This window comes from Pseudomonas sp. AC169, from assembly GCF_979258515.1.
In genome coordinates, this window is record NZ_OZ409866.1 from 4,853,065 (window position 1) to 4,865,473 (window position 12,409).

11 protein-coding genes are annotated in these 12,409 nt (G+C 60.6%); 4 read left to right on the forward strand and 7 right to left on the reverse strand.

The features are described 5' to 3' along the window. Positions 1-95: 95 nt before the first annotated feature. The 3 genes from ACZZ0G_RS21770 to inhA form a co-directional block, all read right to left on the reverse strand. On the reverse strand, positions 96-1,661 hold the full coding sequence (locus tag ACZZ0G_RS21770; RefSeq protein WP_463557468.1) for a methyl-accepting chemotaxis protein: 1,566 nt from the start codon (positions 1,659-1,661) through the stop codon (positions 96-98). Between the two features lie 102 nt (positions 1,662-1,763). Continuing rightward, positions 1,764-2,555 carry a lysostaphin resistance A-like protein gene (locus tag ACZZ0G_RS21775; protein WP_463557469.1) on the reverse strand — a complete coding sequence of 264 codons (792 nt, stop codon included), beginning with the start codon at positions 2,553-2,555 and terminating at the stop codon, positions 1,764-1,766. A 233-nt stretch (positions 2,556-2,788) separates the two neighbouring features. Further along, a complete protein-coding gene (inhA, locus tag ACZZ0G_RS21780; protein ID WP_463557470.1) occupies positions 2,789-3,475 on the reverse strand; it encodes an isonitrile hydratase in 687 nt (228 codons plus the stop codon). 89 nt (positions 3,476-3,564) lie between these two features. On the opposite strand from inhA, the gene ACZZ0G_RS21785 reads away from it, so the two are divergent. Together ACZZ0G_RS21785 and ACZZ0G_RS21790 are read left to right on the forward strand one after the other, a co-directional pair. Continuing rightward, entirely contained in the window at positions 3,565-4,548 is a 984-nt protein-coding gene (locus ACZZ0G_RS21785; RefSeq protein ID WP_463557471.1) for a GlxA family transcriptional regulator, read from the forward strand. Between the two features lie 73 nt (positions 4,549-4,621). Beyond that, a complete protein-coding gene (locus ACZZ0G_RS21790) occupies positions 4,622-5,254 on the forward strand; it encodes a hypothetical protein (RefSeq protein WP_463557472.1) in 633 nt (210 codons plus the stop codon). On the opposite strand, the gene ACZZ0G_RS21795 is transcribed toward ACZZ0G_RS21790, so the two are convergent. The 3 genes from ACZZ0G_RS21795 to ACZZ0G_RS21805 all read right to left on the reverse strand — a co-directional run bounded on the left by ACZZ0G_RS21795 (position 5,226) and on the right by ACZZ0G_RS21805 (position 8,629). Then, a complete protein-coding gene (locus tag ACZZ0G_RS21795) occupies positions 5,226-5,615 on the reverse strand; it encodes a hypothetical protein (protein ID WP_463557473.1) in 390 nt (129 codons plus the stop codon). The two genes, ACZZ0G_RS21790 and ACZZ0G_RS21795, sit on opposite strands and share 29 nt — an antisense overlap. 394 nt (positions 5,616-6,009) lie before the next feature. Next, positions 6,010-7,836, reverse strand: coding sequence for a glycoside hydrolase family 15 protein (locus ACZZ0G_RS21800; protein ID WP_463557474.1), 1,827 nt, complete (start codon positions 7,834-7,836; stop codon positions 6,010-6,012). Then, entirely contained in the window at positions 7,829-8,629 is an 801-nt protein-coding gene (locus ACZZ0G_RS21805; protein WP_463557475.1) for a glucose 1-dehydrogenase, read from the reverse strand. The genes ACZZ0G_RS21800 and ACZZ0G_RS21805 overlap by 8 nt, the downstream gene beginning before the upstream one ends. Positions 8,630-8,880: 251 nt before the next feature. Here ACZZ0G_RS21805 and ACZZ0G_RS21810 point away from each other — a divergent pair, with 251 nt between their 5' ends. Then, positions 8,881-10,053: an MFS transporter gene (locus tag ACZZ0G_RS21810; RefSeq protein ID WP_463557476.1), complete on the forward strand. Its 1,173-nt coding sequence runs from the start codon at positions 8,881-8,883 to the stop codon at positions 10,051-10,053. Positions 10,054-10,164: 111 nt separating this feature from the next. Here ACZZ0G_RS21810 and ACZZ0G_RS21815 read toward each other — a convergent pair whose 3' ends face one another. Continuing rightward, positions 10,165-11,298 (reverse strand): cupin-like domain-containing protein, encoded by a 1,134-nt coding sequence (locus ACZZ0G_RS21815; RefSeq protein ID WP_463557477.1) that lies wholly within the window; start codon positions 11,296-11,298, stop codon positions 10,165-10,167. 129 nt (positions 11,299-11,427) lie between these two features. Between ACZZ0G_RS21815 and ACZZ0G_RS21820 the strand changes: the two genes are divergently transcribed. Then, on the forward strand, positions 11,428-12,165 hold the full coding sequence (locus ACZZ0G_RS21820) for a thioesterase II family protein (protein ID WP_463557478.1): 738 nt from the start codon (positions 11,428-11,430) through the stop codon (positions 12,163-12,165). The last annotated feature ends 244 nt before the right edge of the window (positions 12,166-12,409 follow it).

A 12,409-nucleotide genomic window follows, 5' to 3' on the forward strand; every position in this document is an offset into this window, starting at 1 on the left:
AAGTTCGCGGAATGTGCATTTTCGCCTTTTTGTTTTTTCAGATAATAAAAAACCGGAAGCTTTCGCTGTCCGGTTTTTTTATCCTGCTAGAGCAATCAGCGGTTAAACCGCTCCACCAGCGAGTACTGCGTATTCGCCGTCTTCGTCAGCTCTTCACTCAGCAACGCCGAGTTATGCGCCTGCTCCGACGTTTGATCCGCCAGCTCCGAAATATTGCTGATATTACGGCTGATCTCCTCAGCCACCGCACTTTGCTCTTCGGTCGCGGCAGCAATCTGCGTGGTCATGTCGGTGATATTGGCCACCGCTTCACTGATGCCGACCAACGCCTGATCCGCTTCCAGCACCCGCGCTACACCTTCTTCGGCTTGGCGATGCCCGGCTTCCATGGTTTGCACGGCACTCGAAGCCGTTTGCTGCAACTTGGCGATCAAGGCGTGAATCTGCCCAGTTGATTCGCTGGTGCGTTGCGCCAGTTGACGCACTTCGTCAGCCACCACCGCAAATCCACGACCCATCTCGCCGGCACGCGCGGCTTCAATCGCCGCGTTAAGCGCGAGCAGGTTGGTCTGGTCGGCGATGCCTTTGATCACATCAACTACGCCGCCGATTTCGTCGCTGTCCTTGGCCAGTTGGGTCACGGTCAGACCGGTTTCCCCGACGACCACGGACAAACGCTGAATAGCTTCGCGGGTTTCCCCGGCGATGTCACGGCCGCGACCGGTCAGGCGATTGGCTTCCTGAGTGGCGTCAGCCGTGCGCTGTACGTGGCTCGCCACTTCCTGAGTGGTCGCGGCCATTTGATTGACGGCGGTGGCGACCTGTTCGGTTTCCACGCGCTGACGTTCCAGACCGCTGGAGCTGTTGTGCGCCAGGGCGTCGGACTGTTTGGCCTGATCGGTCAGGTGCTCGGCGGTGTCTTGCAGACGGGTCAGGCAGGTTTTCAGGCGGGCTTCCTGGCTGAGGATCGACATTTCCAGACGTGCCTGGGCGCCACGGCTGTCGGTGTACATCTGCGCGATCAACGGGTCGGAAGTGGTCTGCTCGGCCAGGCGCAGCAGTCGTTTGAGCCCGCGTTGCTGCCATTGCAGGCCCATCAGGCCCAGCGGCACTGACAAGCCGGCGGCAAGGGCAAAGCCCCACTGCGAATTCAGGGTCGCGCCGATCACGAAGCTCAGTTGGCTGACCAGAATGAACGGCAGCCAGTCTTGCAGCACCGGCAGCCATTTGTCGCTGGAAGGGATCGCCGACTTGCCTTGGTTGATGCGTTGGTAGAGCGCTTCGGCACGGCGGATCTGTTCGGCGGTGGGTTTGATCCGCACCGACTCGTAACCGACCACCTGATTGCCGTCGAACACCGGTGTCACGTAGGCGTTAACCCAGTAATGGTCACCGGTCTTGCAGCGATTCTTGACAATGCCCATCCATGGCAAGCCTTGTTTCAGTGTGCCCCACATGTGCGAAAACACCGCCGCCGGGACGTCGGGGTGACGGACCAGGTTGTGCGGCGCACGGATCAGTTCATCACGCGAAAACCCGCTGATTTCGACGAATGCGTCGTTGCAGTAGGTGATCACGCCCTTGGCGTCGGTTGTGGAAATCAACCGCTGCTGAGCCGGGAAAGTCCGTTCGCGTTGTGTAATGGGCTGGTTATTACGCATGGTTTTTCAATCCGCAAGGCTTTGAAAGGTTGTCGGCGGTGACAGCTTTTTATTGAAATTATTTTTCAATAATCGGCACGGCGTCGCAAAACGGCGCTTGCTTCAGCCGGCGAGCATCGGATAGGTGAACAGGCCGAAATGCAGCAGGTTCAGGCCAAAATGCGTGGCGATCGCCGCGCCGAGTCCGCCAAAACGATAGGCCAGACCATAGCCGACCCCCGCCAGCCCTGCCAGCAACACCCAGGTCCAGCCCGCACCGGCATGCACCAGACCAAACAGCAACGAGGCCAGCAGCAGGGCGAGGTTTTCACCGTACGGCAGGTGTTTGAAGCGCTGACTGAGACCGCCCTGTATATAGCCGCGAAACAGCGCTTCTTCGACCAGTGTCACCAGCAGCAGGTTGTTCAGCACCCACAGCCATGCCTGATCCGGCCACTTCGGCGCCCAAGTGATCACGCCCAGCAGCAGCGCGCCGCCAAGGGCGAGAACCGCGCTCAGCGTCAGGGCCAGGGCGGTGGCGTACACGCTCAGACGCAATGAACGTCGCCCGATAATCCACGGGCACACCAGCAACAGCCAGAAGCCAATCAGCGGTTTATCGAGATTCAGGTACATCGAGAACGGCACAGCGTTGTCGGTGAAACGTTGTGGATCAATGGCGCGACCGTTGGCGAACCCCGGCAGCCAATGCAGGGCGAGCGCCAAAGCCAGCACGATAAACAGACCATGGCCGAGAAAGCGTGCGACCGGCACCTGTTGCTGGCGCACCGCAAAGCCTGCAAATACCAGCAGCCCGATGGAAATCAGCGCCAGCCAGCCGAGGTGACCGAAGCTCAGCGCCCATCCGTAACCGAGGCTGAGAAGTGCCAGATAGAGCCATGGCAAAGCCTTCATCGAAAGTCCCTGTGCAAATTTGTGGAAGGGCTTTCTACACGGGCGAGGGCGTGGGGACAAGTGAAGGTGTGGCGGAATGTGGGGACGGCACACAAACCTCCGGCCACACACAAATCCCCTGTGGGAGCGAGCCTGCTCGCGAAAGCGGTCGGTCAGACACCATTGATGTCGACTGATCCGCCGTCTTCGCGAGCAGGCTCGCTCCCACAGGGGATTTGTGTAGGGATTGGGATCTAGCGCAGGTCAAGTTTCGCTGCCGCGCGCTCGGTGATTTCCGTGCGCAGCTTCAGCGATGGCGCCGCCCGCAGACGTGCTTCATCGACAATTGCACCCGGCGCAGTCTCCGGACTGCCCGCGTTGAACGGCGGTGCCGGGGCATATTCCAATTGCAACTGGATCAGTTGCGCCGCGTCGGCACCCACCAACTCTTCAGCCAATACCAAGGCAAAATCGATTCCCGCCGTGATCCCGCCACCGGTAAACAGATTGCCGTCACGCACCACCCGATCCTTCACCGCAATCGCGCCCAAGGTCGGCAGCAAATCGTGATACGCCCAATGCGTGGTCGCGCGTTTGCCTTGCAGCAGACCCGCCGCGCCAAGCACCAGCGAACCGGTGCACACCGATGTCACGTACTTCGCCTGAAGGGCCTGGCGTTTGATGAAGTCCAGCGTCTGCGCGTCTTCCATCAATGGCCCGACACCGCCGCCACCGGGCACACAGATCACATCCAGATCCGGGCAATCCTCGAACGTGGTGGTCGGTTTCAGCAGCAGACCGGTGCTGGCGGTGACCGGCATCAGATCTTTCCAGATCAGATGCACCTGCACGTCCGGCAACGAGGCGAGCACGTCATAAGGCCCGGTCAGGTCGAGTTGCTGAACCTGTGGAAACAACAGAAAACCGATCTGCAGCGTCATCGTTCTTGCTCCATGAAAAGGGGTGGACGGCTTCACTGTAGGCGCGTAGGTTCTGGCGCATACGCCAATAACCCCACGAATTACGCCAAATGCCCAAAGCCATCCACGTACTCGCGTTTGCCAATATGCAGATCCTAGATGTCACAGGGCCGTTGCAGGTGTTCGCCTCGGCCAACGACCTCGCCCGCCAGCGCGGGATGCCGATTCCCTATGCGCCGAGCGTGATCGCCAGCGGCGGCGGGGCGGTGATGTCGTCGGCGGGTTTGGCGGTGTTGGCCGAGCCTTTACCGGACGCGGCCAGCGACACGCTGATCATCGCCGGTGGCTGGGGCATTTATCCGGCGGCTGAAGATGGGCTTTTGGTGGATTGGGTGCGCGAACACGCCGCCAAATGTCGACGGGTAGCCTCGGTCTGCACCGGCGCGTTTCTGTTGGCCGCGAGTGGCTGGCTCGACGGCCGCCGCGTGGTCACCCACTGGACCCGCTGCGAACAACTGGCGCAGCAACATCCGAATTTGCACGTCGAGGCCAATCCGATTTTCATTAATGACGGCCCGGTGTGGACGTCGGCGGGTGTCACCGCCGGCATCGATCTGGCGCTGGCGATGGTTGAAGAAGATCTGGGCAGCGACATCGCCCTGGACGTCGCCCGGCATCTGGTGGTGTTTCTCAAGCGCCCGGGCGGGCAATCGCAGTTCAGCGTGACCTTGTCGTTGCAGAATCAGGGCAACCGCTTTGATGAACTGCACGCGTGGATCGCCGAGAACCTCACCTGCGACCTCGGCGTCCCGACCCTTGCCGAGCAAGCCGGCATGAGCGAGCGCAGCTTTGTCCGTCACTACCGCGCCGACACCGGCCAGACCCCGGCGCGGGCGATTGAACTGATCCGCGTCGAGACGGCGCGGCGCTTGCTCAGTGATACCGGTCTACCGGTGAAACGGATCGCGGCCAATTGCGGGTTTGGTAGCGAAGAAACGCTGCGCCGCAGTTTCCTGCGGGCCATCGGCGTGACGCCGCAGGCCTATCGGGAGCGGTTTTCAATCAGCGCTGCAACGGATCAGGTAATGCCTTGAGAGTTTCGGAATGCTTATTCGGGTTCAGATAAACTGCTGGGCCAATTCTGCCTCCCGATTTCAAGGACGATGCATGTCACTCAAACCACTGCTTGCTGTGCTGGTACTCGTCGTGATGCTGGCCGGTTGCGCCTCGCCACCACCGTCACTGCCGGACACCCCGCAACGCCGTGAACTGATGGAGCGCATGTTTGCCAAGTCGACGATCATGCTGTCGTTCAAGGAACTCGACGCGCGAGCCGCCGCCGATCCTGGCCAGCCAAAGCGCCAAGTCAGCGCAGACGAAGCGTTGGCCAAACATAAGCAACAAATGAATGTCGACCTGCCAGCCGCGTACTGGCAGCAGCGCCGCGCAAACCTCGCGCAACTGATCGATGCCAGGGCCAAGGGCGAAGCCATCGGCCTTGCGGCTTATAAAGAAAAGTACTTCGAGCAGTTGTCCCAGGCTCCGACGCCCATGCTAGCGGCTCTGGCCAATGCACCGCGGATGGACGCGCTGCCAGAGTTTCCATTAGTGCTGCCGAACGATCATCAACTCAGTTACTTCTACCTGATGACCGTCGCGGATGAGACGTTCTGGGAGATTGAGCAGTTTTACCAGCACATGGCCGATCTGGATGCACAGTACGGCGTGTGCGCGCTGTACCCGGATTGCTACCGACCGGACTTGCGCACGGCTAAGCCTCGGCTTCCGCCACCTGATTGAAATACTTCGTCCGATCCGGGGTAAACGTCACCCGCATCTTCGTCCGCGAGCAGGTCAGCGAACGCTCTTCACTCAAATCAATATCCAGATCCTCGCCACGCAAGCCTTGCCACTGCGCCAGATACTTCAACGAGCCATATTTTTCGGTTTTCTTCAGGCTGCGGCTCACGCCACCTTTCCAGCCGAGCACGGGCAGTTCGCCGGCTAGACATTTTTGCGCGAGGTCGGGGAAGCGGGTGGCGCGTTGGCGTCCGATTTCCCAGCATTTGATCAGACCCAGGTCGGCGGCTTCCCAGAGTTGGGTGCGGGTCAGGCCGCTGCGAAGGGGCGTGTCGATGTTGCGCTGGACGTGCTGAGACATTCTGGTTCCTTGAATTCGGGTTTTATTGGACAGCTCCGCTGTGCCCGTTGCGGTGGATGGTAGGGGTGGATGTAACAGCTGGCAACAGGGTATTTCCGGGTGTGACTGCGAGTTGCAGGGCAGGCACGGCTCAGGGGATGTTGACCATTTGTAGTCTTACGGCAGTTGAAAGCAGTGGTGAGGGAGCTTGCTCCCGCTCGGCTGCGCAGCAGACGCAAAGCCAGTCGCTGCGGTGCTTCTGAAGAGCGGGGAGGCTGGTTTCAGGGGCGCTTCGCGCTCCCGGCGGGAGCAAGCTCCTTCGCCACAGGGTGTGAGAGTCAGCCTGCTTTTGCGTAGGTGTCAGTCCTACAATTGGCCGTTGACGCGGACTATTTCCTACAGACTTTGGCGACAATTACGGCTGCCAGTAACTCTTTTCCCCACTCAACTTACGGTCGAGAAAACTTGCCGCACTGATCAGTGCCAGATGCGTCAAGGCCTGTGGGGTATTGCCCAAGTGCCGGCCATGGGCGTCGAACTCTTCGGCATACAACCCCAGCGGATTGGCGTAACGCAGCAGTTGTTCAAACTCCAAGTGGGCTTTTTCCACTTGCCCGGCGCGAGCCAGGCATTCGACGTACCAGAACGAGCACGCGGCAAACGCGCCTTCGGTGCCGGCCAGACCATCGATATTGTTGTCGTCATTGCGATAGCGGTAAACCATGCCATCACGCACCAGATGCTTTTCAATCGCCTCAAGCGTCGACAGCCAACGTGGATCCTTGGCGCTGACAAAGCGCACCAACGGCATCAGCAACATCGAGCCGTCCAGCGCGGTGCCACCCTTGTACTGAACGAAATGCCCGCGCTCTTCATCCCAGAAGTTGTCCCAGATATCCACGTAGATCGCCTGCCGGGTCTGATCCCATTGCGCAAACGGTGCCGGCAGCGAGCGTTTCGAGGCCAAACGAATAGCCCGGTCCAGCGCTACCCAGCACATCAAACGCGAGTGCAGAAAGTGGTGCTGCTCACCGCGCATCTCCCAAATGCCAACGTCTTTGGTCTGCCAGGTCTCACAGACTTGATCGACCACTTCGCGCACGTGTTTCCAGCCTTCGTGGGAAATCGCATCGCCGTATTTGTTGACCAGATACACCGCGTCCATCAGCTCACCGAAGATGTCGAGCTGGATCTGGTCATACGCGCCATTGCCGATGCGCACCGGTTTTGCGCCGCCGTGCCCCGAAAGGTGATCAAGTTCGGTTTCCGGTAATTCCTGACGGCCATCGATGGCGTAGAGAATGTTCAGCTTCATCGGCTTGCCGCAGCAATCGCTGACCCGCCCGCGCAACCAGCCCATGTAGGCGTTGGCTTCGCCGACAAAGCCCAGGCGCATGAACGCGTACACCGTAAACGAGGCGTCGCGGATCCACGTGTAGCGGTAATCCCAGTTGCGTTCGCCGCCGGGCGTTTCCGGCAGACCGAACGTGGCGGCGGCGAGAATCGCGCCGTGTTGGCGCGAGGTCAGCAGCTTGAGCGCCAGTGCCGAACGGTTGACCATTTCGCGCCAGCGTCCACGGTAAATCGACTGACCGATCCAGTCGCGCCAGAACTTCAGGGTGCGTTCCATGCACAAGTGTCCGGCGCCTTCGGCGAATCGTGGATCATCGCTCGCACCAAGCATGAACGCCGCCGTTTCATCTTGCTTGAGCGTGAATTGTGCCAGCGCCGCTTGCGCGTCGATCTGCATCGGCTGGTCCGACGCCAGGCGCAGAGACGGTTGGCCAGCAGCGCTGAACGTCACGTCTTGTTGTTCCATCTGTGCTCGGGTGTCGGCTCGGGCGTAATCGTGGCGCACGGCGCAGCGCATCGTGAAAGTCGCCGAGCCGCTCACTACGCGAACCCTGCGCATCAGCAGCGGTAGCGCATCGTCACTGTCGCCGATAGGCAGCAGATCGGTCACTTCCACCACCGCGCGCTCACTCAGCCAGCGGGTTTGCAGGACGTTGGTGTCGGGCAGGTAGATCTGCTCACGGCGCGCATCGGGCAAGTCTGGTGCCAACTGGAAAATCCCCGCGTCGGGGGTGTCCAGCAACGAACAGAAAATCGATGGGCTGTCGAACTCTGGCCAGCAGAAAAAATCCACACTGCCGCGATCATTGACCAGTGCCGCACTGCGCATATCGCCGATGATGCCGTGGGCGTCGATCGGGCTTTGTCGTTCCAGGTGATGCTCAGCCATTGCCGCGAAACTCCGGATAGAGGCTCATGCCGCCGTCGATGAACAGGGTGGTGCCAACGATGTAATCGGAGGCATCCGAGGCGAGAAAGACCACCGCGTTGGCGACGTCTTCGACATCGCCGATACGGCCGTAAGGAATCAGCTCCAGCAGCTTTTCGCCGGCAGCGCCTTCGGTGGCGTCTTGATTGATCGCCGTACGAATCGCTCCGGGCGCGATGCTGTTGATGCGAATGCGTTGATGACTGACTTCCTGGGCAAGGGTCTGCATCAATTGATCGACGCCGCCCTTGGACGCGGCGTAATTGACGTGCCCGGCCCAGGGAATGCGCTGGTGCACCGAGCTCATGTGGATGATCTTGCCGGCCGCGCGCGACACGCCTTCACGAACGCCCTGTCGGTTGAAAATCCGCAGGGCAGCACGGGCGCAGAGGAATTGCCCGGTGAGGTTGACGCCGATCACCGCGTTCCAGTCGTCGAGGCTCATGTCCACGGCGGCAGCGTCTTTTTGCATCCCGGAATTGGCGATCAGAATGTCCAGTGAGCCGAAGGCGTCAAGGGTTTCGGCGAACAGTCGTTCAACGTCGTCTTCCTTCGAGACGTCGGCGCCGATGGCTATCGCCTGGCCGCCGTCGGCAATGATCTGCCGGGCCAGTGCTTCGGCCGGTTCTGCCTGGCGGTTGCAGTTGATGACCACCGCCGCGCCGGCTGCGGCGAGGGCTTTGGCGGCCGCGTGGCCGATGCCGGAGCTGGCGCCGGTGATCAGGGCAACTTGTCCGGTGAGGGAGATTTGCATGCGGTGGCGCGCCTTGAGTGAGGGCCTACTTAGCTGACTGGTGGCTGGCGCTGAGAGTTCATTCGGGGGATGCGGTGATTGCGTTTGCCCCTTCACGAGCAAGCTCGCTCCCACAGTAGTTCTGCGGCGTACACAAATCCTGTGGGAGCGAGCCTGCTCGCGAAGGGGCCTTCACATTCCACCAACAATTGCGCACTTCCCCGGCATCCGGCGCTATGGCAAGTTGGCGGCCCTTGATGAGGCTGCAACCGATGGCAAACCCTTACCGCGAATTATTCAACGCCCCCGGCGCACGCAATTTCGTGCTGGCCGGGATGATTGCGCGCATGCCGATTTCGATGACCGGTATCGGCGTGATCACCATGCTTTCGCAACTCAAGGGTGGTTATGCATTGGCCGGTGCAGTGGCGGCGACGTTTGCCTTGGCCACGGCGTTTTGCGCGCCGCAGGTTTCACGGCTCGTGGACCGCTTCGGGCAGGGGAAAATTCTCCCGGTCTCGGCGCTGATCGGCGGTGGCGCGCTGCTGATGTTGCTGCTGTGCACGCGGTTGCAGGCGCCAAACTGGACGCTGTTCATCTTCGCCGCGCTGGCCGGGTGCATGCCGAGCATGTCGGCAATGGTGCGTGCGCGCTGGACCGAGATCTATCGCGGCCAGCCGCAATTGCAGACCGCGTATGCGTTGGAGTCGGTACTTGATGAGGTCTGCTTTATCGTCGGCCCGCCGCTGTCGGTGGGCTTGTGCGTGGCGGTGTTTCCCGAGGCCGGCCCGCTGGCGGCTTTGCTGGCTCTGGCGATTGGCGTGACGGCGTTTGTCGCCCAGCGCAGCACCGAGCCACCGGTGCACCCGCATGCGAGCGAACATCACGCCTCGATCATTGGTTCGACTGACGTTCAATTACTGCTGGCGCTGATGATTGCCATGGGCGTTATCGTCGGTGTGATCGATGTGGTCAGCGTCGCGTTTGCCCAACAACAAGGTCAGCCGGCGGCCGCCAGTATCGTGCTGTCGGTGTATGCCATCGGTTCGTGTCTGGCCGGCATTGCTTTCGGGGCGATGCGTTCGAAACTGCCATTGCCGCAGTTGTTCCTGTACGGCGGGGTGGCGACGGCGGTGACGACGTTGCCGCTGTTGCTGGCGAGCAATATTTTTGGCTTGTCGCTGGCGGTATTCGTTGCCGGGCTGTTCTTCTCGCCGACGCTGATTGTCGCGATGGCATTGATTGAACGTATCGTGCCAGCGGCCAAGTTGACCGAGGGCCTGACCTGGCTCGTGACCGGTTTGAGTATTGGCGTTGCCGTAGGGGCCGCCGGCTCCGGTTGGCTGGTGGATGCTTTCGGCGCACGCAGCGGTTTCTGGCTGGCGATTGCGGCGGGGGCGGTGGTGCTGGGTTCGGCAATACAGAGTTACCGCCATCTGAAATGAAATTTCCATTGTGGGAGCGAGCTTGCTCGCGAATGCGTCAGATCAGTCGACATCAATTTTGAATGAAAGACCGCTTTCGCGAGCAAGCTCGCTCCCACAGGAGTTTAGGGGTTACCAACCCCGTCCCGAGTTGACCCAGAAATTCACTGACAGTGAAGTCGACACCGATTCCACCTGATGGAACCAGCCCTCCGGCAAAAACAGCAAATCCCCAGCCTCCAGCGTTACCCGCAGGAATGTCACGTCGCGGGCAGCGGGAAAACGCTCGTAGTCCGGCGCATCGGGGTTGAAATCACAGCCGTCCAGACCGCCCTTGGGCGCCGTCGACCAGGTGCCCAAGGCTTCACGATGATGCGGTGCGGCGAGGGTGAATGTCTTCTGCCCCCATACCTGTGCGAACAGATTGTCGGTGTCATCGCGGTGCAACGGCGTGAGCGTGCCTTTGGGGCCGATCCAGATGCGTGGCGGGATGAACAGCGACGTATCGAAGTAGGGCGGGTACTTGATTTGCTGCATCAGCTGCGCAGGCAGGATGTTGTTGCCCATGTACGCCGGCGGCTCGCCGTTGGCGCCCTTGACCGCCGGTTTGTCCAGCGAGGCGATGAAGTCGGCCATCGACGTGGAGCGAAAATCACGTTCGGTGGAGAAGGTTTTCTTCACGTAGTCGCCGTGGCGGGTGATGCCTTGCAGCTCGGCGAAATGCACCAGCGATTCTTCTCGGCTGAGTTTGAACAGTGGCCAGTCGTGCAGCGCATTGCTGATCACCACCGGAATGCCGTTGGGCAGATAGCGGCTTTTGAATTCGGCGACCGACAGATCACTGCGGGCAAGGCGTTCGACGCTGCTTTGGGTCGGCAGGCTGGCAGTGAGTTTTTCACTGAAGCGCGGCGGGGTCGGGTAGCGCTTGTTCATGTCGACCTTTTCCGCCACGGCGCGGCCGTGCATCGCATGCTCGATGATCTGCGGCAGCATCGTTGCCAGGCCCATGTTGCCGCCGATTTTCAGGCGTCCGCTGGCGAACAGCTCTTCGACGTTGGCCATGCCGCTCATGATCCCGAGGAAATCGCGCTCGGCGACTTCAATGGTCACGTCGGGACTGGCGTGGCGACCGGGTTCGGTGCGGCTGCTGGCCTTGACCTCGGACCAGTAGGCCTGCTGCGGACCGAACACGAATTGAAACACGCCTTCGATGCCGACAGCGCCGGCATTGGCGAACAGTTTGCCCAGGATGCTCTGCAGGTCCACGGTGATCCCTCGTTATTGGTTTTGGCCTGAACAGTTAACGAGCACCTGGCAGGGGAATTTACTGGCCGATGACTAATTTGCCCGGTGCGGGATCCGTCTCTCTCTACAGATGAATTTTTCGAGGAAAGCGTGGTGACCAAGCTGACCCTGCTGTGCCTGCCGTATTCCGGCGCCAGTGCCATGGTCTACAGCCGCTGGCGGCCAAAACTGCCGCAGTGGTTGCAGTTGCAACCGGTTGAGCTGCCTGGACGTGGCGCGCGTTTTGGCGAGCCGCTGCATACCGACATGCGTGCATTGGCGATGCAACTGGCCAAGGAGCTGCGTCCGACACTCAAAGTCCCTTATGCACTGTTCGGCCACAGCCTTGGCGCGTTGCTGGCCTGCGAAATGGCCCACGCCCTGCGCGCGCTGGGTTGTCCGGAGCCAGTGGCGATGTTCGCTTCCGGCACTGCGGCACCGACGATGCGCGCCGATTACGATCGCGGCTTTGCCGAACCCAAGACCGACGCCGAGCTGATCGAACAACTGCGCACGCTCAATGGCACCAGTGAGGAAGTGCTGGCCAACGAAGAGCTGATGAGTCTGACCTTGCCGATCCTGCGCGCGGATTTTCAACTGTGCGGCAAGTTCGAGCCGCTGGCGCGACCGTTGCTCAACTGCCCGGTGCATGTGCTCGGCGGCAAGGCTGACCGCGCCACCACCGAGCAATTGATCGGCTGGAGCAAGGAAACCCGCGGCAGTTTCTCGGTGGACATGCTTGCGGGCGGGCACTTCTTTATTCATGAGCATGAAGCGAAGGTATTGAAGGTGATCAAGGATCAACTTGACGTGCACCATCGCCGCCACGCCATGGCCGCAACCGCCTGAACACCGCGAAAACCTGTGGGAGCGAGCCTGCTCGCGAAGGGGTCGTGTCAGCCAATATAAATGGCGCCTGACACACTGCTTTCGCGAGCAGGCTCGCTCCCACAGGGTTTTGTGCAAATCTGAAAATCCCCGCTCCGCCGCCCGCCTGACAGTTGTTCTCATTCGCTAATTTTTCCGGTCTGCATTCGTTTTATAGGGATGACGTGCCTTTGTGCTTCCTGCCTACTGATCCGGATGCTGAGAA